Below are 25,927 nucleotides of genomic sequence, written 5' to 3'. Positions count from 1 at the left end.
AAGGTCGGCAAAATGCTGGACTAAGCTCTGTTGAATAGCTTTAATTTCTGCTACTTCTTGGAGTTGGGGGTGAGAAGGAAAACTTTTTTTAGCAGAGGCAGATTTAATCTCAAAACCCTGAGACATAAAGTATCTTCCTAAAGATTTTATTATGGGGCATAGTTGCCCGATTGTATCATGTCCGGTGGATTACTTTTAATAAAAATCCCTGAAATTATTGGTAATAAGGGAGCGTTATCATGGGCGATAGCGACTTGACTTAATAACACTCATTTGAATCATTGTCAAGTACAATTTATACCAAATTAGATGAGCTTACCCTGTGGTGTTTCCAGCCTAATTTAAAAGTACGATACAATCAAGATTATAGAACCCATTTGACATCTGGAGGGCGATCGATCGCCCAGATACTAATTTCAGATTCAGTCGATCGGCGCGATCGGTATTTTGATATTATGGACGCAAAATTATACCAAACTTCACTTTCTATGTCAAGCTTTAGAGACAACGTTGTCTCTAAAGCTTGTGTCATATTCTAGCTTTCCGCATACTAATCACCAGACAGAGGAAACCACAACATGATCCAAACCATATCGAAAACAATCACGTTTGATGAGTTCGTTGCTTGGTATCCAGAGAACTCTGTCCATAAGTACGAACTACACAATGGAGCAATTGTTGAAATGCCTTTAGGAATCAGCCGCCATTCCCGCGTTACAGGTTTCATCCGTTCAAAAAAACTACCAATCGAAATTGACCGCCGCTCCTTACCTTATTTCATCCCTGGCGACTGCCTGCTCAAACCCGTCCGCAACGAGGCGGGCTACCTGCCAGACGCAGTTGTCCTGGACGAAGCAGCTCTCACAAGAGAACCGCGCTGGGATAGGGAATGCATCATCACGATGGGGTCTTCGGTGCGACTGGTTGTAGAGGTCGTCAGTACCAACTGGCGGGACGATTACCATCTCAAATTCGCCGACTACGAAGAAATGGGCATCCCCGAATACTGGATTGTGGACTACCTCGGTTTGGGCGGCCGCAAGTTCATCGGTACTCCCAAACAACCCACACTATCGGTTTGCCAGTTGGTTGACGGCGAGTATCAGGTAAAACAGTTTAAGGGCGATGACACAGTTGAGTCGCTGGCTTTCCCAGAGTTGAGGTTGACGGCCGAGGTGATTTTTCGAGCCGGTCTGCCTCCAACCGAGCCGAGCTAGAAGGACTGGGCAATCGGGTATCAAAAGGATATCAAATGGGTACAAAAGGACACCAATTTTGTGACAAATCGGCGTTTTGTACCAAGTGCTGTTTTGTCAGGACGGGCGATCGAACTCATATCAGCTACAGTTTAATTTGTCAAGCTTTACCGATATCGTTGTCGGTAAAGCTTGTGTAATATTTGAGCTTTCCGCATACTAATCACCAGACAGAGGAAACCACAACATGATCCAAACCATATCGAAAACAATCACGTTTGATGAGTTCGTTGCTTGGTATCCAGAGAACTCTGTCCACCGCTACGAACTACACAATGGAGTAATTGTTGAAATGCCTTTAGGAACTGGTGACCATTCGGAAGTTACGGGTTTTATAAGCTCAAAACTAGCAGTTGAAATTGACCGTCGCGAATTACCCTACTCAATCCCTGGTGACTGCTTGCTCAAACTTTCCCGTAACGGATCAGGCTACCAACCAGACGTAATTGTCCTAGACAGAACCGCACTTGCAAACGAGTCGCGCTGGAAAAAAGAATCCGTCATCACGATGGGGTCTTCGGTGCGACTGGCTGTAGAGGTTGTCAGCACGAACTGGCAAGATGATTACCTTGTCAAGGTGGCTGATTATGAAATATTGGGTATCTCGGAATATTGGGTTGTGGATTATGCTGCTTTGGGCGGCAGACGCTTCATTGGCAATCCGAAACAACCTACTATCTCGGTTTACCAGTTGGTTGACGGGGAATACCAAATCAGCCAGTTTCGGGGAAATGACACTGTTGAGTCGCTGGCGTTCCCAGAGTTGAGGTTGACTGCCGAGCAGATTTTTCTTGCTGGTTTGCCTGCAACCGAGCCGAGCTAGAACGACTGGGGCGATCGGGTATCAAAAGGATATCAAATGGAGTACAAGCTGTTCATAGCTTCCACCTACACATTGCAAGTTGTCAAATTGTGTGATATCATAAAACGTTCTCAAAAATAGCGCAACACTAACTATTACTGCATGGCCACGAAGCCAACGATCGCATTTACTCACCTCGGCTGCGAAAAAAATCGCATCGATACCGAACACATGATTGGCTTGCTGGCTCAAGCAGGCTATGAAGTCGATTCTAATGAAGAATTAGCGGATTACGTCGTCGTCAATACTTGCAGTTTTATCCAAGCTGCGCGAGAAGAATCAGTCCGCACCCTGGTAGAATTGGCCGAAGCTAATAAAAAAGTAGTAATCACCGGCTGCATGGCACAGCATTTTCAGCAGCAATTGCTGGATGAATTGCCCGAAGCCGTCGCAATTGTCGGTACTGGCGACTATCATAAAATCGTCGATGTTATGCAAAGGGTCGAAAAGGGCGATCGAGTTTCCCTCGTCTCTAGTGAACCTACTTACATTGCTGACGAAACTACTCCCCGCTACCGCACCACATCGGAAGGTGTCGCTTATCTGCGAATAGCAGAAGGCTGCGACTATCGCTGTGCATTTTGCATTATCCCGCACTTGCGCGGAAATCAGCGATCGCGGACGATCGAATCTATTGTCGCCGAAGCTAAGCAATTGGCGTCGGAAGGGGTAAAGGAAATTATCCTAATTTCTCAAATTACCACCAACTACGGCAAAGATATCTACGGCGAACCAAAACTAGCCGAACTGCTTCGCGCTTTGGGTGAAGTAGATGTGCCTTGGATTCGGATGCACTACGCCTATCCTACAGGTTTGACTCCCCAAGTTGTCGCGGCAATCCGCGAAACGCCCAATGTTTTGCCGTATTTGGATTTACCCCTGCAACATTCCCATCCCGAAATTCTGCGGGCGATGAATCGACCTTTTCAAGCTGGGATTAATGATGCTATAGTCGATCGGCTCAAAGCAGCAATTCCCGGCGCGGTGATGCGGACAACTTTTATTGTCGGCTTCCCCGGCGAAACCGAAGAACACGCAGCACACTTGCTGGAATTTGTCAAGCGCCACGAATTCGATCACGTCGGAGTATTCACATTTTCCGCCGAAGAAGGCACCCCAGCCTACAGCTTGCCAAATCAAGTGCCAGCAGAAACAATGGAAATTTGGCGCAATTCGGTAATGGCGGCACAACAACCTATATCATTGAAGAAGAATCAAGAGTCTGTCGGTCAGGTAGTTGATGTCCTGATAGAACAAGAACAACCAGAGACAGGCGAGTTGATTGGTAGATCCGCCCGATTTTCCCCAGAAGTAGATGGACTCGTCTATGTGACAGGAGAAGCGCGGCTGGGCTCGATCGTATCTGTGAAAATTACTGGTGCAGATGTCTACGACCTCTACGGTCAAATATAAGTCTTGCTGCAACTGTCGCGATCGGCCGACGCGGCGAACCAAAACCGGACACCAGCCAAAAATGATTAGCGGATTGAAAGAAAAAAAGTAACGGTTTGTACAAGATTGTGCAAAGATATGTAGCAAAGGGGTTATAAACCTTTAGTAGCCTCTCTCTGGCAATCGACGCTCCCCCTCGGGGTGCGGTAATCTCTACAGAACATCGGAAAATTTTAACGAATTTAATGTTTTGTTTCTGAATGTAAAGAGTTATGATGGTAACAAGCCAGAAATAAGCGGGGATAATCTTGAGATTGCTTCGCCGTCCGCCCTACACCACAACGGTATCCCGAAAGAGTGTTGAGATGGATAGGCGGTAACGGTCGCCGCATCCCCTGCTCAATCCCGCAGGCGACGGATTGCGGGATAGCGCCTGAACTAAAAAACCTGTTACTACATGAGTAGTGAAGTGGGGCTGGTCATGATCCTCACTATAAAACGCCCTAGAGAGAAAGCTTGCAAGTACCTCAAAGGAAGTCCAATATCCTGTTAAAGAATGTTGGAAGCCTATAACCCGACCCCTGGCGGTTGGTATCGGTGATGTCACAAAATCAAAGACGGCTGTCGAATTGGTAAATTAGTCACCATCGACGGAGCTGCCCTATACTCGATTGCTATTTAAAAAGGTGCGCGCAGGCGCAGCACCGTACAGAACTCTTATGAGTTCCTGCCGCCGAGCAGAAATCCGCATCCGAGTTGGGCGACTTAGAAGGCTAAGACTCGTTATTAGGAGCATTAATGAATTTATTGTTTGAAGGCTTAGGTCTTTCGGAAGAACTCGTTCTCCATCTGGAAACACTAGGCTTTACAGAACCTACTCCCATCCAAGTACAAGCAATTCCGCACTTGCTAGCAGGTCGCGACGTTGTGGGTCAAGCCCAAACTGGAACGGGCAAAACGGCAGCATTCTCGTTGCCCATCTTGGAGCGGATTGATTTAGACCTCACGGCGGTGCAAGCACTGGTGCTGACACCGACTCGCGAATTGGCGATGCAAGTAACTGAAGCCATTCGCGATTTGAGCGGCATCAGCAGCGACGGCCCGGTAAAAGTGGGTCGCTCTCTGCAAGTTCTGACGGTGTACGGCGGTCAATCGATCGATCGCCAAATGCAGCGTTTGAAGCGCGGCGTTCACATCGTTGTCGGTACACCCGGACGCATATTGGATATGTTGAGTCGGGGCAGCCTGAAACTAGACAAGCTGAAGTGGCTGGTTTTGGATGAAGCTGACGAAATGCTCAGCATGGGCTTTATCCAAGATGTGGAAAAAATTCTGGATGCAGCACCACAAGAGCGGCAAACAGCGTTTTTCTCGGCGACGATGGAAGCTACGATTCGCAAATTGGTGGCGAGACATTTGCGCAACCCAGTCAACGTCACCGTAGAACAGCCGAAAGCAACGCCGAAGCGCATCAGCCAAGGCGTGTACATGATTCCGCGCGGTTGGTCGAAGGCAAGAGCTTTGCAGCCAATTCTCGAAATGGAAGACCCGGAATCAGCACTGATTTTTGTGCGGACGCGGCAGTCGGCGGCGGAACTCACCAGCCAACTGCAAGCAGCAGGTCACAGCGTTGATGAGTATCACGGGAATTTGAACCAAGCACAGCGGGAACGCTTGCTGCATCGGTTCCGCCAATGTCAGGTGCGCTGGGTAGTGGCGACTGATATTGCGGCGCGGGGTTTGGACGTGGATCACTTGACTCACGTGATTAACTACGATTTGCCCGATAGTGTGGAAAGCTACGTTCACCGGATCGGACGCACGGGCCGGGCTGGTCGGGAAGGAACGGCGATTACGCTGATTCAACCGGTCGATCGCCGCAAACTGCGCTTGATTGAACGCCACGTGCGATCGAGCTTGACGGTGCGAAACATTCCGACACGCGCGCAAATCGAAGCGCGTCAGTTGGAGAAGATGCAGGGTAAAGTTCGCGAAGCTTTGGCTGGCGAACGCATGGCATCTTTCTTGCCTCTGGTGTCTCAGCTATCCGAGGAGTACGACTCCCACGCGATCGCCGCTGCTGCTTTGCAAATGGCTTTCGATCAAAGCCGTCCGGCTTGGATGGGTGCTGATTACGCTCAACAAGAAGATCCCCCGATTGGTGGAGAAAACAGCGTCAAGCCAATCTTGATCAAGAAGCGGGCTAAGACTGGTGCGCCGAGTTTTTCTGGAGCGCCGAGTGCTCCTGTTCCCCAAAACAGCTAATTTGTAGGGTGCGCACTGCGCACCTTATTTAGAATTTTTGTAGAGATGCGATCGATCGCACCTCTACTTTCTTTTATGGGTGTGATAGCAAATCCGGCTGCACCGGAATGATATAGAGGACACGGCAGTGCCGTGTCCCTACAATTGATCGTGGTAGGGACACGGCACTGCCGTGTCCTCCGTTTATATCATTCCGATGCTAACGGAATTGATACGATAGCAAATCCTCGATCCCTCGGCGGTTGAAACCGCTCCTTGTCAAACAAAGTCTGCCTCCGCAGACTAAGAAGTGGGTACCTAAAGATGCAAGACGTGCGATCGGACAATTTCTGTAACTAATTCTACGCTGAGTACCTTAGTAGTGGTAAGGTGCGAAGTGCGCACCCTACAGATAGAGTGTGTGCGTCCAGAACTGTTAAATATTAAACAATTGAACAAAGCGACGCCACGGATAAATCCGTTCCCAGCTTTAGGGGGAGTTCACATCCCAACAAGTGGATTCTGTGAGTAATACAGCAGATTCTATGTTTATGAAGTACACCCGCCTATCGTTCGATTCCCTACACTCCATAAACCTGGAATATGCTGTATCGTTTCCGGTTGCATCGGAATAATATATTTGGATGATGTCAGCGCTCATAATTCCGATGCCACCTGATTTGATATAAGTCCTATTTTTGTCTCGCTGTCAGCATTTTTTCGAGAGTAGTAATAGTTGGATTCATCGCAGTAAGAGGACGAACTAAAACAGCCAATCCTAAGCAGGAAATTGCGAGATTGCAAATGATGACCGCGAGGGCTGCTTTAACAAACATTTTTACGATTTATCTCATAGCTTTATTTATTAAATAATTACTGCGATCGCCCGCTATTTCAGGATAAATGCTAATGGTTGAGCCGCGGCTTCCGGGCGAATAAAATTCGCTGCTATACAAACAAAGCCAGCCGATGCGGACTAAAATAAAGAATAAAGAAACAAATTAACCCGAATTGGTGTGATATTCTCGTAAAAGCCATATCTGCATAAAATAAGTAATTTAGATGACCGCAACAGATTCTATTAAGCACCAAAAATCCAAAGCCCTGAAACCGGGTAGCCGCCGCCCCGCTAAAGAACTTTGCAGCGAGTGCGGTTTGTGCGATACATATTACATCCATTATGTCAAGGAATCTTGTGCTTTCTTAACACAGCATATCGCGGAACTGGAAGCGGAAATTCACGGGCGATCGCGCAATCTCGACAATCCCGACGATTGGTATTTCGGAGTCAGTCAAAACATGATGGCGGCTCGGAAAAAAGATCCGATCGAGGGCGCTCAGTGGACGGGAATTGTCAGCACAATTGCCATTGAAATGCTCGAAAAAGGCATTGTAGAAGGCGTTGTTTGCGTCCAAAATACCAAAGAAGACCGCTTTCAACCGATGCCGATTATTGCTAGAAATCGTGAAGAGATTCTGGCAGCAAAAGTCAACAAACCAACTCTATCTCCCAACCTTTCAGTATTGGAAGAAATCGAAAAATCTGGGATGAAGCGGCTGTTAGTAATTGGTGTCGGCTGTCAAATTCAAGCTTTGCGAACAGTCGAGAAAAAACTCGGTTTAGAAAAGCTCTACGTTTTGGGAACTCCCTGCGTCGATAATGTCAGCCGCGCAGGCTTGCAGAAATTCCTAGACACGACTAGCCGTTCTCCCGAAACGGTTGTGTCTTATGAGTTTATGCAAGACTTTAACGTTCACTTCAAACACGAAGATGGTTCGGAGGAAAAAGTGCCGTTCTTCGGGTTGAACACTAAGGAATTGAAAGATGTTTTTGCTCCTTCTTGTTTGAGCTGTTTTGATTATGTGAATTCATTGGCAGATTTAGTTGTGGGCTACATGGGCGCACCCTTTGGCTGGCAGTGGATTGTGGTGCGAAATGACACCGGGCAAGAAATGTTAGACTTGGTAACGGATCAGCTAAATACTCAGCCCGTGATGTCTAAGGGAAACCGAAAAGAAGCCGTTCAGCAAAGCATTCCGGCTTACGAAAAAGGAGTGACTTTGCCGATGTGGGCGGCGAAATTAATGGGGGTTTTCATTGAGAGAATTGGGCCGAAGGGTTTGGAATATGCTCGGTTTTCGATTGATTCTCATTTCACTCGCAATTATTTGTATGTGAAGCGGAATTACCCTGAGAAATTGGAGGCTCATGTGCCGGAATATGCTAAGAAGATTGTCGCGCAGTATAAGTTGCCTGATGTGTAGTTTAGTAGTTTAGTAGGGTGCGTCAGTCGAAATCTCCTCGCTTCGCAGAGAAAATCGTGCAAACTGACGCACCCTACGAATTAGTATAATCCGATATATATAAATGTGTTGGGCAGTTTTCCGATTTTCATATATCAGAAAATTAGAAGTACAGGATTATGACACTTATATTTGCAAACAAACACATGAATTTACCAAAGTCGATCGCAGTTACTTGTTGTGCGATCCTAGCATTATCTGGAAATGGACTGTCTGCGAAGGCTGCAGAAACGCGATCGGGAAACATGAGACGAACATTTGCCGATTGGTGTCGCCAAAAAGCTGATTTGAACCCTGAAGCTAAACATACTGTTGAGGTGCTGTTGCAGAAAGCTGAAACTACTGACTGCGATGCGGCCGATCGGAAACTTTCGAGCCTTACGGGACTCTTCCTATTTGGAAATCAAATCAGGGACATCAAACCTCTAGAATCGTTGAATAACCTGACTAAGCTCGGACTCGACAACAATCAAATCAGGGACATCAAACCCCTAGCATCTTTTACTAACTTGACTTTGCTGTACCTCCAAGACAATCAAATAAGCGATATCAAACCGCTAGAATCCTTGACTAACCTGACTGAGCTCTCGCTATACGAAAATCAAATCGGGGACATCAAACCGCTAGCTTCTTTGACTAACCTTAAGCAGCTCTTCCTCCGAGACAATCAAATCAGCAATATCAAACCGCTATTATTTTTGAATAAGCTGGTTTTGCTCGACCTCAGCAACAATCACATAAGCGATATCAAACCCCTAGAATCTTTAAATAATCTGACTTTGCTTTTCCTCAACAGGAATCATATCAGCAACATTAAACCCTTACAATCTTTGACTAAACTGACTTTGCTCGACCTCATTGGAAATCCGATCGCCCCTAAAACTTGCCCTCTCAAACCAGAGTCTATCTGTCAGTGGTAACTTAAACCATAAAACTTTACAGCGGGGCCCGATCGCCCTTAAATATTTCCCTTACGAAGGATAAATTTGCTATTCATCAGAAAAACCCGATCGCTCTTATTGACTAAAAGCGATCGCACACCAACATTCTCCTACAAATCAGCAGCGTGCTGCTTCAATTCGTCCAAAGAAACGTATTCCAAAGTCAAGGCGTGAGTCGCGGCCAAAACCACAAGCGGCGCACATCCAGCATCCATTGCTTCCTTCCAGCGAGAGGCGCACAAACACCAGCAATCCCCAGGCTTCAAACCGGGAAAGTTAAATTCGGCAACGGGAGTGCTCAAATCATTTCCATTCGACTTGGTGAATCGCAAAAACTCTTCCGTCAGTTGAGCACAAACAGTGTGAGCCCCGAAGTCGCCACCACCTGTATTGCATTTGCCGTCTCGATAATAGCCTGTCATTGGCGAAGTGCAGCAAGTCTCTAATTTTCCGCCCAAAACATTTGTAGCTTCTGTCACCATCGCAACTCCTCTGCAAAACTCTTTGATTTAATCAGGACTTAGGCACTGGTATTGAGAAACCGGGTTTTTTACCGAATCTGCGCGCCTGAACGCGTCTTTTCGTAAAAAAACCCGGTTTCTAGGCCCCGATGCGTAAGTCCTATTAATTTTACATCTTAGTTTTACCAAAAAAGTTTTTTTAGATGAATTTTTCCATTGCAAAGTTAATAAATTTTTCTCCTCTCCGTTCTACTTCTTGCTTTCTAACAACTATAAATCCTTGGCTTTCAAAGAAAGGTTGAGCCGTAATACTAGCTTCTGTAAATAACTTTTTAATTCCTAAGTTTCGGGCTTTGGCATCAATCTGTGCTAAAATCAGCCTGCCAACTCCTTGTCTTTGAAAATCTTGATGACAGTAAAAGCGATCGATATGACCGCTTGCTTCTAATTCCCCAAAACCTGCAATTTTCTCACCCTCTTCTGCTACGAAAGTAAATTTACTGCTTAAACTTTTAGTCCAACTTTCGATATCGATATCGTTGGGCGCCCAAGCATCTACTTGTGCTTTTGTGTAATCGCGGATGTTTACTTCGTGTACGGTGTCGTAAAACAGTTTTACAATTTGTTGGGTATCGCCGATTTCGTAGGTTCGTACTCTCATAATTTATCTCACTTCGATCGCTTCTTTAATCTTAATTTGGCATTTTCTACCGCTTCCGAAAGCCGACGGATGTTGGCTTTTACCATTTTGTTTCATTTCTTGCAGGGCGATCCTCTCCGAGGGCTGCGCTAACGACCAAAAAATTCTCCCCGACCTCTTGACAAACTCTACGACTCTGTGTTTTATTAAATATAACGATGGTTCGATATAAATATCGACCTGTCCACCGACAGCAAAAAATCAATTTTGTAGTTATTTATACTATATCGTACGTTCGATATAGAATTTTCAGATTAATAAATTTTAGACTTTAGATAATCTAAAATCTAAAATCAATTCACCCATGCCAAAAATAGTTGACCGGGATCGATACCGCAAAGAACTACTCAACAAATGCTTTGAGATATTTGCCGAAAAAGGTTACTCCTCAGTAACTATGCGCGAAATTGGATCGGGAATCGGAGTTTCTACAGGAACCCTTTACCACTACTTCCCGAGTAAAGAAAGTTTGTTCGAGCAGTTAATCGAATACTTGAGCTATGAAGATACAAAAGAAGAAGCACTGGCAGAATTGGGAAATCCGCCAACCCTAGCAAAAAAAGTTGAAAAACTGATGGATTACATCAGCCAAAATGAGGATTACATTCTGAAGAATTTGTTGATGACATTTGATTTTTGCCAACAAAAAACTCGCCAACAAATTAATAACAATCAAGCGCTTCAGCAATCGGGAAAGCGTTACGAAGAGGCAGTAAATTGCTACTTAGGTATCTCCGATCCAGCGCTAGCTAAATTTATCATTTGTTATGCTGACGGTTTGCTGGTAAGAAGGTTTTATCAAGGTGAAAGAATATCTATTGCAGAACAATCGACTGTATTAAAAGAGATGTTGCTCGCTTATTTAGAAAAAAACTAGCTGCAAGTAGAGGACAAGTATGAATTTTCAATCTTTGATCGAACCTAAAAATCGATTAGTAATCGGAATGGCAATTGCTGGCAGCATCATTACCACCGGCACAGCTTTTTACGGGATTTCTCAGTTTGCACCGTTGGCTCAAAATACGGAACCTTTGCCAGCAGAAACACCGCCGGTGAGGAAAATAACGGCATTGGGAAGATTGGAACCGCAAGGAGAAGTGGTTCGCTTGGGAGTATCGCAGAGTTTAGATGGCGATCGCATTTCCCAGCTTTTAGTCAAAGAGGGCGATCGAGTCAAAGCAGGACAAGTAATCGCGATTTTGGATGCGCGCGATCGGCTGCAATCTGTTTTAGATGAAACTCAAGAGAAAGTCAAAGTTGCTAGGGCCAGTTTAGCACAAGTAAAAGCTGGGGCAAAGTCTGGAGAACTTGCCGCACAATCTGCCACAATTGCTAAGCTAGAAGCGGAATTGCAAGGCAACAAAACTGCACAACAAGCAACAGTCGATCGCCTGCAAGCACAATGGCAAGGCGACAGAACCGCACAGCAGGCAACTATCAGCCGAATCGCGGCCCAGTGGCAAGGGGAGAGGAAAGCACAACAGGCAACAATTAGCCGAATAGCGGCACAATGGCAAGGAGAAAAAACAGCACAAATAGCAGCGATCGACAAATTGCAAGCCGAGTTTAATAATGCTAAAGCTGAAGATTTCCGACATCAGCAACTCGCGGGTGAAGGTGCAATTTCTAAATCCGTAAGAGATACTAAGCGGCTGGCATTAGAAACAAGTCGCCAGCAAATTAAAGAAGCACAAGCCAATCTCAGCAGAATTAATAATACGGCAAAGCAGCAACTTGAAGAAGCCCAAGCAAACCTCGATCGCATTAACAATACAGCCAAACAGCAAATTAACGAAGCAGAAGCCCACCTAACTCGAATTAACAGTACATCAATCCAGCAGCTTAACGAAGCTCAAGCAACACTCAAACGCCTTCAAGAAACTGGCATCGAACAAGTAGAAGAAGCGAAATCAACTCTTGACAAAATCGCCGAAGTGCGGCCAGTGGATGTGCAAGCAGCCGAAGCTGAAATCGAAAGTGCGATCGCCCAAGTGAAGCGCGCCCAAACCGAGTTAAATCAAGCTTCCATCCGCGCGCCAAATGCTGGAAAAATCCTGAAAATTCATACTCGTGCTGGTGAAAAAATCAGCGATGACGGCATTGCAGACTTAGGAAAAACTGACCAAATGGTAGTGGTTGCGGAAATTTATCAAACCGACATCAGCAAAATTAAGCTAGGACAAAAAGCAGGGGTTATTAGCCAAGCATTCTCAGGAGAGTTGCAGGGAACTGTCAAAGAGATTGCGTTAAAAGTCAGCAAACAAAATGTGTTTAGTAACCAACCAGGAGAAAACTTGGATAGCCGAGTAGTAGAAGTAAAAATTCACCTAAATCCTGAAGCTAGCAAACAAGTTGCGGGATTGACCAATTTGCAGGTACAAGTAGCAATTAAACAAAACTAAAGTCTTTACTAAAAACCTTCTAGGATTGAAAGTTATGGCAGAATTTGGCCCCGACCCTAACCGACCTTATCCGATGGCAGACCAGCGCCGGGTTTGCTTTATCAAAAACTTCATAAAATCCCCTAATATTATCGCCGGCGATTACTCATATTATGACGATCCAATAGAGCCAGAAAACTTCGAGAGAAACGTACTTTACCATTACGGGAGTGAGAAATTAATTATTGGTAAATTTTGTGCGATCGGCACTAACGTCAAATTCATTATGAACGGTGCAAATCACAAATTAGACGGCATTTCTACCTATCCTTTTCCCATCTTTGGGAATGGTTGGGAAACAGCCATGAATCTATTAATCGAACTGCCAAGTAAAGGCGATACTGCGATCGGCAATGACGTTTGGATCGGCTATGAATCGGTGATTATGCCGGGAGTCAAAATCGGCGACGGTGCAATCGTTGCCGCCAAATCAGTTGTAGTAAAAAATGTTCCCGCTTACACCGTTGTCGGTGGAAACCCCGCACATTCAATCAGACAGCGTTTCAGCGATGCTGAAGTTGCACAACTATTAGAAATTAGGTGGTGGGATTGGGAAATTGACAAGATTTCGCGCAATATTAACTTAATTATGCAATCTGATATTAAAGCGCTCAGTAATGCTGAGTAAACTCGCAAATATAGCGATTTAAAATTAACAAACTGGAGGTTTCCCAATGCTTCAAATTGCATACTTAGTTCTCTGTATTCTGGGCACTGCTTTACCGTATTCCCAGTTTGTCCCGTTTCTCTTAGAAAAAGGGTTGAATATTAACGCTTTCTTCGGAAAATTATTTTCCAATCAAATTTCCGGCTTTTTTGGCATGGATGTAATCGTCTCTTCCGTGGTTTTTTTGTTTTTTGTATTTAGCGAAGGTTCGCGTCTGAAAATAAAAAACTTGTGGATTTATATTGCCACTAACTTACTGGTTGGTGTTTCCCTGGGTTTGCCTTTATTTCTCCTAATGCGGCAACGCCAACTCGAACAAACAGCTTTAAGCAATCAACAATAAATAACCAATCACCAATTCCCAGTTTTCAATTCTCAATGCCCAATGCCCAATGCCCCATGCCCAATGCCCAATGCCCCATGCCCAATGCCCCATTCCCATTCCCAAAATTTATGTTTCGCAAAACACCTCTTGCATGGTTGCAAGTAACCAGAGAAAAAACTCGTCTTGCTGTTGCTATAGCAGGAATTGCCTTTGCAGATATTCTGATTTTTGTGCAACTGGGATTTCAAGATGCACTCTTCGACTCTGCCGTTAAGCCGCACCAAAGTTTACAGACAGATTTAGTTTTAATCAATCCTCAATTTGAAACTTTTGCTGCGGTAAAAGATTTCAACCGAGAGCGACTTTACCAAGCACAAGGAGTAGAAGGAGTAAAATCCGTCACTTCCTTATATATTGGTATGGGAGAGTGGCGAAATCCTACAACCCGCACTACTCGATCGATTTTAATTTTTGGCATCGATCCTGGAAACATAACATTTAATCTGCCTGATGTAAATCAAAAATTGCAGCAAATTCAAATGTTTAATTATGTGTTATTTGACCAATCATCTCGACCTGAATACGGCGATATTTCCAATATTTTTCACAAACAATTTACCCTCGAAACTGAACTCAATAAACGCAATATTCAAGTAGGAGGAGTCTTTACTCTCGGTACTTCCTTCGTGGCTGACGGTAATGTCATTGCCAGCGATTCTACATTTATGAACTTATTTCCCGAACGCAAACCAGATCAAGTTGATGTCGGCTTGATTAACCTAAAACCGGGGGCTGACATCCAAAAAGTTCAGTCAAGGCTCAAAACTATATTACCAGATGATGTCAAAGTTTTGACCTTAGCAGAATTTGCAGAAATCGAAAAAGGTTATTGGGCAAATGCTACTCCGATCGGCTTTATTTTTGGATTCGGTACAATCATCGGATTCGTTGTTGGTCTGATTATTGTTTACCAAATTCTTTACTCGGACGTTTCCGATCACTTAGCGGAATACGCGACTTTAAAAGCAATGGGATATAGCGATCGCTATTTAGTCGGAGTCTTAATTCAAGAAGCTCTGCTATTAGCTGTATTGGGTTTTATGCCGGGAATTGTTTTAGCGAACGGGCTGTATTCCTTAGCACAATCTGCCACTTTACTGCCAATTGCGATGACAACAAATCGAGCGGTTGTAGTGTTAAGTTTGACGATCGTGATGTGTACAGGTTCCGGCGCGCTCGCCCTCCGCAAACTCCAATCAGCAGATCCGGCAGACATCTTCTAATCTCCGTTCATCAGCGTTAATCTGCCTGCATCTGCGGTCAAAAAAAACTCTCCTAAAATGCACCATGCAAACCCTAAATTTCCCCGCCGACCAAACCATCACAGCCAAACCAGTAATTTCAGTCCAAAACCTCAACCATTACTTCGGTCAAGGCTCCCTCAAAAAACAAGCCTTATTTGACATTAATCTCGACATCAACCCCGGAGAAATAGTCATTATGACGGGACCTTCGGGTTCCGGGAAAACAACTTTATTGACGATGTTAGGCGGGCTGCGTTCGGCTCAAGAAGGCAGTCTAAAAATTCTCGGTCAAGAAATACGCGGAGCTGGTAAAACTCAGTTAACTAAGCTGAGAAAGCAAATTGGTTATATTTTTCAAGCGCATAACTTGATGACATTTTTAACAGCCAAGCAAAACGTGCGAATGTCTTTGGAATTGCACCAAGAAATGCTAAATCAGAATATGGATGCTTTGTCGATCGCCATGTTAGAAGCAGTTGGTTTGGGAAAGCGGGCTAATTATTACCCCGAAAATTTGTCAGGAGGGCAAAAACAAAGGGTGGCGATCGCCCGCGCGTTAGTCAGCCGCCCTAAAATAGTATTAGCGGACGAACCAACCGCCGCTTTAGACAAAAAATCCGGGCGAGATGTAGTAGAAATTATGCAGAAATTAGCAAAAGAACAAGGCTGCACGATTTTGCTAGTAACGCACGACAACCGCATTCTCGATATTGCCGATCGAATTATCTACATGGAAGACGGCCGATTAGCAACAAATCCGAGTCTGGTAATTAGTGATTAGCCGTAAGGTGCGCGATCGGCATCCTACAAATAGTGTCTGTGCGTCCAGGACTGGGTGAGTTAAAATGAATGGTGAACACTTCCTCGAATAAATAGTAAAAAGTAACCGCAATGGCTTACAGCGAATTTAATTTAGAAAGGGTCAAAAAAGACTTTAACCTAACCACCTTGGAAAGGTTAAATATTTTTGCGGATGCACCTGAGTTACAAAGCAGTCAATGGCTGACACAAACTCTGCAATACTATCAGCCGATCGTCCGCGGCAGCAACAGTGAGAAAGCTCGCTCAGAACTCATCATAGCTCCAATCTTGGTAGAATTAAAAAGACAAATGGATGAGTCAGTAAATTTATTTTCTGGAGTTGATTTCACTGTTGACGAAGCTAAAGGGTTAAAGGGAATTTGTGATTTTATTATTACCAAATCTCCAGAAGTTTTTATCATTACTGCCCCAGTAATTACGATTGTAGAGGCTAAAAAAGAAGATATTAATGCAGGTTTAGGACAGTGCGCTGCTGAAATGGTTGCTGCTAGAATATTTAATGAGCGATCGGGCAATGAAGTTGAGGCAATTTACGGAGTGGTGACAACGGGAAGTATTTGGCAATTCCTGAAACTGCAAGGACAAGAAATTGAGATAGATTTGAGCGAGTATTATCTCAAAGACGTGAATAAAATTTTAGGCATTTTGGCGATCGGCATAACTTAACCAAGATGGTGTAGGTGAATTTGATTTTGTCAACTGTGACACATTTCAATTGTAGATATGATTTTCCCTATTGCCTATTCCCTTTTGTCGAGTGTCGTGATAATTATATGCACAACAGGTTATAATAGTCTGAATAACTTTAGGGTTGTACTTCTTTGGGTGATTATTGTCCGACAGTTACTCCCGGGCAACCTCTTGCCCCTTTACAAAGAACTGGTCTAGAATTGGTATCTCTTCTGCATAGAGGTCGCGATGTAGTTTTAGCAATTGATTTGACGGAGAGTGTTGGCCTTAACGATGAAGGTCGCATCCGTTTACGTCAGATTGTTGAGGATAGCTTGCAGCCTGGAGATACGGTTTATATTGTTCCTTTTGCAACAACCGTAAATCCACTGACGCCCAGTGTCAATCCCCTAGTACCGGAAAGTTCTATTCAATTTAATAGCAAGAAGGATATTGACCTAATTTTGCAGGCTATTCCTTTTCAGCCCAATCTAAGTGTTCAAAATACGGATATTCAACAGGCCGAACTTACTATTTATCAAGGTCTTGCGAATCTTAATCAGTGCCGTTTGGGGCAGAATCAACCAATTAAACCTCAGTCTGTAGTTTGGACTACTGATGCGCCACTATCTACTAAGTCGCCAGCGAGTTCAGTTGACTGGGTAGAAACACCGAGAGATAGTCCGTTTCGGCAGGAGAATTCTCAAGCAAGTCAACAGCGTCAAGCTTGGTTTCAGGTATTGCCTTTGCGGAAGAGATCGTATACAATTACGACCAAGGATAATAAAGGATATGAATTAAGTGTTGTTGATATTTCTCCCAATATACAGGAGTTTTGTACGCCAGCACCGGGAGGGCGAGAAACTTGTTTAGTTTCTGCTTATTTATTGAATCAGTTATGGTTGCCGTTGTCAATTTCTGGAATTGCCCTGGCTGCTTCTGTAGTTACTGGCATCAAATTCTGGCGGTTGCAAAAGAAATGGAAGCTGGCGGTAGACTTAACAGCTACTGCTAAAGAAGATGACCAAGTATGCTATCTGGGAAATAATCAAAGGATTGCGATCGGTGAGTACGAATCTAGCTGTGCTGACTCCATTGATACTCCTGGGCCAGAAGTCAGAGGTTATTTAGTGCGGAAGGGGGAAAAACTTTATTTAGAACCAACTGGAGAGGCAGCTATTTTTTTAAATGGCAAGGAAGTCAGTCAACGGACGTTGATAACGAATACTGGCAGAATCAGGCTCAATTGTCCTCAATCAAAAAAACAAGACTACGAAATTTTAATTCAAGTCCAAAAATAAATAATCAGAGAGAGCAATATGACTCAAGCTACTAGCAGCGATCGCCAAGTTCGGGGCATAAACAGGACAATTTGTATTGGTTTAGGCGGTACAGGAAGAGATGTATTAATGCGAATTCGCCGTTTAATTGTAGATCGTTATGGCGACTTGAGCGAATTGCCAATTGTGAGTTTTGTTCATATAGATACTGACAAAGCCGCCACACAAGTATTTAATTTGCGGACTGGTAGTAACTATCACGGTGTTGACCTCAGTTTTCGCGACTCTGAAAAAGTAGGCGCGACAATGACATCAGGAGAAGTAACCAACTTTGTACAGGGAGTAGAACGGCGTTCTAAATACGATCGTCAAGGTCCTTACGACAATATTGCCCGTTGGTTTCCACCGCAATTACTCCGAAATATTCAAGCAGTTGAAGATGGAGCAAAAGGAATTAGGCCTGTAGGCAGATTAGCTTTTTTTCACAATTATAAAAAAATTAGAACTGCGGTTAAAAAAGCAGAAGAGCGGACGAGAGATCACAATAAAAAAATACTAAAATCTGGCTTGATAGTTGAGCCAGGATTGAATATTTTTGTAGTGGGTTCTCTTTGTGGCGGGACTGGTAGCGGGATGTTTTTAGATGTTGCTTATAGTCTCAGACAAGCTTACAGCGACCAAGGGGCTCAAATTGTAGCCTATTTGGTGATTAGTCCGGAGTTATACGCCGATACTTCTAATATGAGTGCCAATACTTATGCTGCACTTAAGGAACTGAATCACTACACTACTCCTGGCACGAAATTTGAGGCTTGTTATGATATGCAAGACTTAGCTTTAGTGCAAGAATCGCGGTCGCCTTTTGACTATACTTATTTGGTGTCTAACCAAACTGCGGGGGAGTATTCTATTCGAGAAAATAGCAAACTATGCAATGTGATTGCTCATAAAATAGCGCTGGATTTTTCTGGGGAATTAGCTCCTGTAGTTAAGGGAATGCGGGATAATTTCTTGCAGCATTTGATTCAGTGGGATGACCACCCGCGCCCGAACATTCAGCGGTATTTAACTTTTGGGCTGGCAGCGATTTATTTTCCCCGTGAGATTATTGTACAAATTGCTTTGACTCAAATTAGTTTAAAATTGGTAACATTCTGGTTGAATGGAGAAGGACAAAGCCCAGATCCTCAATTGTTACTTGAACAGTTTTTAATTCAGTATCGCTGGCATAGCAATTTGGATCATAGGGACGGTTTTACTACCAGATTGGCGGAGGCTGTACAAGAATCGAATAAGACTTTTGCAAGTACGCTGAATAGTTGGAGAAATACTAAGTTAGAAAGAGTAATTAATGATTGCCAAAGTCAGGATGACAGGCAGGGAATTAGGCAAACTTTACCGCGAGAGTTTCGCGAGCAGTTTCGCAAAACCCAGCCTGGGGAAACTGAAAGTACGAGGGGAATTTGGCTGACGAGATTGTTACAAGTTTGCCCGACTATTACGGAACAACTAAAACAAGATATCGATAATTTTTTCTTTTCTTTATTAACTCCTGGAAATGAAAAATTTTCGCTCAGAAGTGGTCGTAATTGGTTGGATGCTTTGCAAACAGACTTGAATAGTTATCAGCGTCAGCTTGAAGAGGAGATTACTAATTTTGGGGGAATGCGAAAGCAGGAAGATTTGGAGAATAAATGGCGAGATGCAGAAGAGATTATTGAAGGTATTGAGCAGAAATGGGAGTTGCCCATTGTGGGGATTAAAAATCGGCAAGTGCAAGCTGAGGCTAAAAGAGTGGTGCGGGTAGTCTGCGATTTAATTAAGCACAATTTTGATTTATTTGTGACTCAGGAAGCTTTGCGAATGGTTGGTGTTTTGCAGAAGCACGTTTTGGATCGCTCCACTCAGGTGGCTGGTTTTAACCGCTTGACGAACAATTTGAAGAGTGACTATGAGAAGGAGGAAAGCGATTTAAGGCAATTAAATTTTGATGAAATGAGCGGCGAGGCAATTTTTGATAATAAAGATATTGAGAAGTGTTATAAAACCTTGTTGCCGGAGCAAGATTCTCGCTCTCAGTTGGTGTTGGTAAGTAAGGAGATTACACAAGTTTCTGGAGTCGAAGATTCGATTGGTTATTTGATGGATAGAACTGCTCAACTACCACTGCAAAATGAAATTGATTTGGCAGTTGACAAATTATTCGGTTCTCGCAGCACTCAGATTGTACAGTCTGTGATTAAGCGTTTTATCCAAAATTATTCTATTCAGCAGGATCGTTCCACTCGTTTGGGAGACATTCGGCAGGAAGCTGAACCTCTGTTGCGTTTAAATTTGAGAGATCCATACTTTAGCAATAGTGAAGCTAAAAGGAGTGATTTGGTTGGGTTTAAGCATACTGACGAGCCGGAAGTACAGCAATTTAAGAATACTCTGAAAGAGGATTTGGGAATTTCAGAAAATGTCTTGAAACCTACTCAAGCTGAGGATGAAATTTTAATTGTGACTGAGTATGCGGGGTTTCCACTAAGACTGATTAGCGGTTTGGAACAGATGCGAAATATCTACATTCGAGAAAATAATTCTCAGAGTTCTTTTCTGCATAATGACTGCCGAACTAAGTTTACTGATATTATTCCGCCTGACGCTCTTATTATGGAGGAATTAGAGGATATTTTTTATCCTTGTTTGGCTTTTCGTCTTATTAGTAAAAATGCAAATAGCCAGTTGGAGTTTTCGTATTATGACGAATTGCGGAACTGTCATTCTAATGCTGAAATTAGTTCAGTCTGGAATCAAGCACTGGAAGAATTGGCGAATCGGCGGGATATGACTGATGCTTTGAAGGAGTTGTTGGACGTAGCGATCGCTCGGATTGAAAAAAATCCTAATCTTTGGGAAGATGACTATTTACCGAAGTTACGGAATTTTGTAGATTCGGTAGATAAGTTGCCGGATAATGATCCTAATTATCCTTACAAAGCTACGGTAGTTGGGGTTCCTGGAACTACTGAAATGCCTGCTAAGGAGGGGATTATTAATCGTTTTCGTAAGAGAATGGCTGAAAGATTTAAAGGTTTACAAAATCCTAAAACTTCGCCTCCGGGAATCGGTGCTTTTCAGGAAGTCATTCAGGCAGAAATAGTTGATGAGCCTACTGATTCTGTTGATAATCGTGCTAAGAGACGGCAAGAATTGGAGCTGTTAAAACAGGATGTGAATGGTGGTATTATTACCGATCAGGAGTATGAAAAGGAGCGGCAAAAGATTTTAAATAAGTATCCGATTTGATGAAAATTGTGGCTGGCGGGTTTACCTCGCCTTTTACAACACAGGGATCTAGCATTGTTCATTCTGGAGTTGATCGATTATGTTTGACTGGTTAAAATTATTTCCAATATACTTGCTTGTTCCGACTATACTGCTGGTGATTTTACCTGCTTTATTTGCTGCACTCCAACGAATTCGTCTTTATGGCAATTTAGTGCAAAAGACAAAAGAAGTAAGATTGCTACTGAAGGATAACAAAGCAGGCTCGAAACCAAGAATTGTTGAAGACTTGGAAAGTAGATTTAAAGCTGCTAGTCAGTATATAGAAGAAGTGAATTCAGCGGCTTTAATTGATGGGATTTATGGTGAACAGAAGATTACATTTTCGGGGATTCCGTTTGGTTACGATTGGATAGATTATGTCTGTCGCATCTTACCTAATCTGTTGATATCTTTTGGTTTATTAGGTACTTTTTTAGGGATTACGCTTAATTTATCTAATCTGAGTCAAACAATTACTCAACTTCAGGGAAATACAAATATTAATCAGGATTTAGTATTTGCTGAATTGCAGAAACCGTTGCAAGGGATGGGAATTGCTTTTATTACCAGTCTGATAGCAGTATTGTGTAGTTCTGTTTTGACTGTGGTCAATTTTATCTGGAATACTGGTTTAGCTAAGTCACAGTTAATTAGCTATTTAGAGGATTATTTGGATAATGTTTATCAGCCAAAAATACAGGAACAAACTCGCCTTGATAAAGTAGTTAAAGGCATGGCAGATACATTTGACAACTTTTTAACTAGATTTGGTCAAACTGTCCGTGAGGGTGTGGAATCGGCTCTAAAAGAAAAGATTGAAGAAATCATTAAAGCTAATCTTAAGGCTGCTAATTTAGCGGAACAAGTTTACGGTAGGTTAGCGGAAGCTTCTGGTACAATTGCTAGGGGTGCTAATGAATTTCAGGAAGCTTCGCGTATATTTACAGAAGCGACTAACACATTGAAAAATAGCGATTTTCCTGAGAAATTATCAATGGCTACAGCTAATTTAGCTACCACACAAAGTAATTTCTCTAATTCCGCTTCAAGTTTAGCTGATACTGTTGAATCTCTGGGAATTACCTTGAGTCAAATCCAGGATTTTAGCAAACAGTTAGTAAATGTGACAGAAGAAATCAGCCTTCTCAATCACAGTTCAGCCCAAATGTTAGGATTGCATCAAACTAATCAACAGTCACTAAGCCAGATTATTCCAAAACTTCAGCAAGGATCGCAGAGTTTTGAGTCTGCTGTCACAACGCTTGACAAACTACAGAAAAGGATTGTAGTTAGAGTAGATAGTTTGGATAAAGTACAAGTTGAGTTGACAAAGTTAGTACAGACTATCAATAACTATACAAATCAGGTTCATCTGGGGATTGACTCTATGACTGGCGGGATTACTAAAACTATTAGCCATCAAACGGAGAATAACAATCTACAATCGCAAGCCATCGTCGCAAGTATTAACTCTTTTGCTCGCAGCATTGCAGAAACGATGAATAATCAAGCTGACAATAACAGGCAGCAATCGGAAGCTATCGCCGAAAGTATTGAGCAATATGTCCATCACCTCAGTGACATAAAATCTGAGCTTGCTGAGTTGGTAGAGACTTTGAGAGAGAAGATAGAAAGTCCGGTTGTTGATAAACATCTCAGCGATCCAAATTCCTGGGGACAGCTATAAATTCCAGAGAATATGCCGAATGAGTGATTTTTTTAACCACAACTGAGAACTTTAAATTATGCGTCGCCGAGTCCGTCCCGCAGATTCCCATGAAGACCTCAATATCTGGCCAGCTTTCACAGATTTGATGTCTAACGCCTTTATGATTATAAATTTATTCCTGTTACTTGCCTTAGTGAAATCCGTATTCTTAAAATCAACATCAGAAAATACAAGCGACGAACTGGTTAATACTCAAAACAAAATTATCATGCTAGAAAAAAAATATGAAGATTTGCAGGGCGAACAGCGGGAGAAAAATAATCAAATTACAGAATTACAAGGACAAATAGAAAGCCTAAAATCACCACCTTTAATAATCATCAAAGATTCCGACAATTTCCAAGATCGCCCTCTTAAATTCGAGGCAGGACGAGCCGATTTACCAGAAGGTCTGCGTTTATTTGTTGACAATAAGGTAGTCAACCAACTTGAACTTTTTGCCAAGCAATATCCCGGATATGTTGTAGAAATAATCGGTCATACTGACGGTCAAGAAACAGTAGAACCTGTCAGCAATCTAGATCAAACGTTAGAAAATGTAGCTAGTGGCAATGAATCTATCAGTAACTTAAAAGCAGGTTCTAATGCAGATTTAGGATTAATGCGGGCCTTAGCAGTAGTCAAAAATCTCCAAGATTTTCAACAAAAAACTGGTCGGTTACAGGGTTTAAAATTCCGTGCTTATTCAGCAGCACAACTATTCCTAATTTCTGGAGAATACGCCCCAACCAATCGTAGTCCCGATCCAACTAGGAGACGGATAGAAATTCGTTTCACACCTGCAGCAGTGGAAAAATAAGTAGGTCGTTCTAATTAAATTAAGACGCGATCGCCGTTAGAGTCCCGACTTCACCGAAAAAGTCGGGATTCTGGGTATTCTGTTTGTTGAGCCGTTGCTCACGCAAGCTCAGGCGAAATGTATCATTCAAAAACCACGGTTTTATACCAAACTTACTTTGCCGGGCCCACGGCCTCGATCGCAGCTTCCAGGGCGATCGACACATGAGTCCAATGAGTCCCCCCTTGACAAAAAGCCACGTAAGGTTCCCGCAGAGGCCCATCAGCCGAAAATTCCGACGTACTCCCATCAATGAAAGTACCTCCAGCCATCACCAATTGACTTTCGTACCCCGGCATCGGCGCCGGCACGGGGTCTAAATACGAGCCCACCGGGGAATTTTGCTGCACCGCCCTACAAAAAGCAATTAACTTATCAGCAGAACCGAATTCGATCGCCTGAATCACATCTCTGCGCCTCGCCAAAGGAATCGGATTCACCCGATAACCCAACTTATAAAAAACATAAGCCGTCAAATGATTGCCCTTGATCGCCTCTCCTACGAAGCCAGGGGCCATGAACAAACCCTGGAACAGCAAGCGATTCAAATCAAAAGTCGCGCCCCCGCTGCTGCCGATTCCCGGCGCTGTCAAGCGACAAGTTGCGGCCTCTACCAAATCGGCTCTCCCAGCCACGTAGCCGCCAGCAGGGACGATCGTACCCCCCGGATTTTTAATCAAAGAACCGGCCATCAGATCCGCACCGACAGCAGTAGGTTCGCAATCCTCAACAAACTCCCCGTAACAATTATCAACAAAGCAAATTGTGCTAGGATTCTGATGTTTGACTATCGCGACGATTTTTTCAATCTCAGAAATAGACAAACTCGATCGCCAAGAATAACCGCAAGAGCGCTGGATAAAAACCAGGCGAGTTTTCGCAGAAATAGCAGAGCTCAGTGCCTGCCAATCCACACTTCCTTCGCGAGTTAGAGGCAACTCACGGTAAAGGATGCCAAACTCAATTAGTGAACCTTGACCTTGCCCCCGCAAGCCGATGACCTCTTCTAAAGTATCGTAGGGAGAACCAGCCACTGCCAACATTTCGTCACCAGGACGCAGGATGCCAAAAAGAGCACAGGCGATCGCGTGAGTACCCGAAACAAACTGTACCCGGACAGCCGCCGCCTCTGCGCCTACTACTTCGGCAAACACCCCGTCCAAAGTCTCTCGACCCAAATCGTCGTGGCCGTAACCCGTAACCCCTGCAAAATGGTGGACTCCAACCCGGTGGCTGCGAAAAGCTTTTAAGACTCGTTGAAGATTTTGCTTGACTGTCGCGTCAATACCAGAAAAAATCTGAAAGAGTGCCTGTTCTGCTTCCTGTAGCCGTGAAACGCTATTCATCTATACCTCGCTCACCACTTGCGTGCGCGCTGTTCATTATGGCGTAGATTGGGCCCTTAGTTTGTAAACAAAATATCTTCATGACGATCGCAACTTCCAAAAAAACTTCTGCTGATTGGCCTGTCATAGGCTTTATGGCCTTTCTCCATATCGGTGCTTTATTTGCTCTCCTACCCGCTAACTTTAGCTGGTCTGCCGTCGGCTTCGCTGTATTCCTGCACTGGGTAACAGGTGGCCTGGGAATTACTCTGGGATTTCACCGTCTCGTCACCCACCGCAGTTTCCAAACTCCCAAATGGCTCGAATATTTCCTAGTTTTTTGCGGCACGCTTTGCTGTGAAGGCGGCCCAATAGACTGGGTAGGAATGCACCGGTTACACCACATACATTCCGACACTGAAACAGATCCTCACGATTCCAATCAAGGCTTTTGGTGGAGCCACATGGGTTGGATGCTCTCGGATATACCGATCAGAGCTGAAATCCCCCGCTTTACAAAAGACATTAGCGACGATCCAGTATACAAGTTTCTCCAAGCATATTTTATCCCCATCCAAATAGTCTTCGGTCTCTTGATCTATTTATTAGGCGGCTGGTCTTTCGTGGTTTGGGGCGTGTTTATGCGGATTGTAGTGGTATTCCACTGCACTTGGCTGGTGAACAGCGCTACTCACAAATTCGGCTACCGCACCTACGAGTCGGGCGATCGATCGACCAACTGCTGGTGGGTGGCTCTGCTCACCTACGGCGAAGGCTGGCACAACAACCACCACGCCTTTCAATACTCGGCTCGCCACGGTCTCCAATGGTGGGAAATCGACTTCACCTGGATGACAATTCAACTGCTGCAATCGCTGGGTTTGGCAACCAAAGTGAAATTAGCAGAAAAATAGCGAGTTGGGCCTTTATAGCATTGGGCCTTGGTTATTCGTTATTGGCAGTTAGAACAACAAATAACAATTAACCACTGCTTTCCTGACTTTCACAGCCAGTTTTTGCGATCGGGTTTGGGTTTGGGTTGAGCCAAGATTGAA

General features: G+C 43.9%; 22 protein-coding genes. 18 read left to right on the top strand and 4 right to left on the bottom strand.

All coding sequences use genetic code 11. The features are described from left to right. Positions 1-364 precede the first annotated feature (364 nt). Positions 365-532, bottom strand: coding sequence for a hypothetical protein (locus tag QUA02_RS25980; protein WP_333032035.1), 168 nt, complete (start codon positions 530-532; stop codon positions 365-367). Between the two features lie 46 nt (positions 533-578). On the opposite strand from QUA02_RS25980, the gene QUA02_RS25975 reads away from it, so the two are divergent. From QUA02_RS25975 to QUA02_RS25950, 6 genes are all read left to right on the top strand, one after another. Next, complete coding sequence (locus tag QUA02_RS25975; RefSeq protein WP_333032032.1) at positions 579-1,217, top strand: Uma2 family endonuclease; 639 nt, start codon at positions 579-581, stop codon at positions 1,215-1,217. A 226-nt stretch (positions 1,218-1,443) separates the two neighbouring features. Then, complete coding sequence (locus QUA02_RS25970) at positions 1,444-2,079, top strand: Uma2 family endonuclease (protein ID WP_333032030.1); 636 nt, start codon at positions 1,444-1,446, stop codon at positions 2,077-2,079. Positions 2,080-2,220: 141 nt separating this feature from the next. Beyond that, the gene (gene rimO / locus QUA02_RS25965; protein ID WP_333032027.1) at positions 2,221-3,531 is read left to right on the top strand and encodes a 30S ribosomal protein S12 methylthiotransferase RimO; all 1,311 of its coding nucleotides are present in this window, start codon (positions 2,221-2,223) and stop codon (positions 3,529-3,531) included. A 777-nt stretch (positions 3,532-4,308) separates the two neighbouring features. Further along, positions 4,309-5,775, top strand: coding sequence for a DEAD/DEAH box helicase (locus QUA02_RS25960; protein WP_333032025.1), 1,467 nt, complete (start codon positions 4,309-4,311; stop codon positions 5,773-5,775). 1,041 nt (positions 5,776-6,816) lie between these two features. After that, positions 6,817-8,019: a Coenzyme F420 hydrogenase/dehydrogenase, beta subunit C-terminal domain gene (locus tag QUA02_RS25955; protein ID WP_333032023.1), complete on the top strand. Its 1,203-nt coding sequence runs from the start codon at positions 6,817-6,819 to the stop codon at positions 8,017-8,019. 158 nt (positions 8,020-8,177) lie between these two features. After that, positions 8,178-8,978, top strand: a complete 801-nt coding sequence (locus QUA02_RS25950; RefSeq protein ID WP_333032021.1) for a leucine-rich repeat domain-containing protein — start codon at positions 8,178-8,180, stop codon at positions 8,976-8,978. A 131-nt stretch (positions 8,979-9,109) separates the two neighbouring features. On the opposite strand, the gene QUA02_RS25945 is transcribed toward QUA02_RS25950, so the two are convergent. Then, on the bottom strand, positions 9,110-9,481 hold the full coding sequence (locus tag QUA02_RS25945; protein ID WP_333032018.1) for a DUF2237 family protein: 372 nt from the start codon (positions 9,479-9,481) through the stop codon (positions 9,110-9,112). Positions 9,482-9,659: 178 nt separating this feature from the next. Then, complete coding sequence (locus QUA02_RS25940) at positions 9,660-10,121, bottom strand: GNAT family N-acetyltransferase (protein ID WP_333032015.1); 462 nt, start codon at positions 10,119-10,121, stop codon at positions 9,660-9,662. A 343-nt stretch (positions 10,122-10,464) separates the two neighbouring features. Here QUA02_RS25940 and QUA02_RS25935 point away from each other — a divergent pair, with 343 nt between their 5' ends. The 11 genes from QUA02_RS25935 to QUA02_RS25885 all read left to right on the top strand — a co-directional run bounded on the left by QUA02_RS25935 (position 10,465) and on the right by QUA02_RS25885 (position 23,508). Then, the gene (locus tag QUA02_RS25935; RefSeq protein WP_333032014.1) at positions 10,465-11,037 is read left to right on the top strand and encodes a TetR/AcrR family transcriptional regulator; all 573 of its coding nucleotides are present in this window, start codon (positions 10,465-10,467) and stop codon (positions 11,035-11,037) included. A gap of 19 nt (positions 11,038-11,056) precedes the next feature. Then, positions 11,057-12,562, top strand: a complete 1,506-nt coding sequence (locus QUA02_RS25930; protein ID WP_333032012.1) for an HlyD family efflux transporter periplasmic adaptor subunit — start codon at positions 11,057-11,059, stop codon at positions 12,560-12,562. Between the two features lie 34 nt (positions 12,563-12,596). Continuing rightward, positions 12,597-13,229: a Vat family streptogramin A O-acetyltransferase gene (locus QUA02_RS25925; RefSeq protein ID WP_333032009.1), complete on the top strand. Its 633-nt coding sequence runs from the start codon at positions 12,597-12,599 to the stop codon at positions 13,227-13,229. Positions 13,230-13,275: 46 nt separating this feature from the next. Next, a complete protein-coding gene (locus QUA02_RS25920; protein ID WP_333032006.1) occupies positions 13,276-13,611 on the top strand; it encodes a DUF2834 domain-containing protein in 336 nt (111 codons plus the stop codon). A gap of 110 nt (positions 13,612-13,721) precedes the next feature. Beyond that, a complete protein-coding gene (devC, locus tag QUA02_RS25915) occupies positions 13,722-14,876 on the top strand; it encodes an ABC transporter permease DevC (protein ID WP_333032004.1) in 1,155 nt (384 codons plus the stop codon). A 64-nt stretch (positions 14,877-14,940) separates the two neighbouring features. Continuing rightward, positions 14,941-15,678, top strand: a complete 738-nt coding sequence (locus QUA02_RS25910) for a DevA family ABC transporter ATP-binding protein (protein WP_333032002.1) — start codon at positions 14,941-14,943, stop codon at positions 15,676-15,678. A gap of 110 nt (positions 15,679-15,788) precedes the next feature. Then, complete coding sequence (locus QUA02_RS25905; protein ID WP_333032000.1) at positions 15,789-16,385, top strand: hypothetical protein; 597 nt, start codon at positions 15,789-15,791, stop codon at positions 16,383-16,385. A gap of 224 nt (positions 16,386-16,609) precedes the next feature. Continuing rightward, positions 16,610-17,689 carry a VWA domain-containing protein gene (locus tag QUA02_RS25900; protein WP_333031998.1) on the top strand — a complete coding sequence of 360 codons (1,080 nt, stop codon included), beginning with the start codon at positions 16,610-16,612 and terminating at the stop codon, positions 17,687-17,689. An 18-nt stretch (positions 17,690-17,707) separates the two neighbouring features. After that, positions 17,708-20,959 (top strand): tubulin-like doman-containing protein, encoded by a 3,252-nt coding sequence (locus QUA02_RS25895; RefSeq protein WP_333031996.1) that lies wholly within the window; start codon positions 17,708-17,710, stop codon positions 20,957-20,959. A gap of 79 nt (positions 20,960-21,038) precedes the next feature. Beyond that, the gene (locus QUA02_RS25890; protein WP_333031995.1) at positions 21,039-22,667 is read left to right on the top strand and encodes a coiled-coil domain-containing protein; all 1,629 of its coding nucleotides are present in this window, start codon (positions 21,039-21,041) and stop codon (positions 22,665-22,667) included. Positions 22,668-22,794: 127 nt separating this feature from the next. Continuing rightward, positions 22,795-23,508, top strand: coding sequence for a hypothetical protein (locus tag QUA02_RS25885; protein WP_333031993.1), 714 nt, complete (start codon positions 22,795-22,797; stop codon positions 23,506-23,508). Positions 23,509-23,660: 152 nt separating this feature from the next. Here QUA02_RS25885 and QUA02_RS25880 read toward each other — a convergent pair whose 3' ends face one another. After that, a complete protein-coding gene (locus QUA02_RS25880) occupies positions 23,661-24,893 on the bottom strand; it encodes a methionine gamma-lyase family protein (protein ID WP_333031990.1) in 1,233 nt (410 codons plus the stop codon). Between the two features lie 80 nt (positions 24,894-24,973). Here QUA02_RS25880 and QUA02_RS25875 point away from each other — a divergent pair, with 80 nt between their 5' ends. Continuing rightward, the gene (locus QUA02_RS25875; protein ID WP_333031986.1) at positions 24,974-25,786 is read left to right on the top strand and encodes an acyl-CoA desaturase; all 813 of its coding nucleotides are present in this window, start codon (positions 24,974-24,976) and stop codon (positions 25,784-25,786) included. The last annotated feature ends 141 nt before the right edge of the window (positions 25,787-25,927 follow it).

The organism is Microcoleus pseudofavosus SVA1_A4 (genome assembly GCF_036700565.1).
Taxonomy (GTDB): Bacteria; Cyanobacteriota; Cyanobacteriia; order Cyanobacteriales; family Microcoleaceae; genus Microcoleus.
This window is presented reverse-complemented; position numbering and strand designations above follow the sequence as displayed.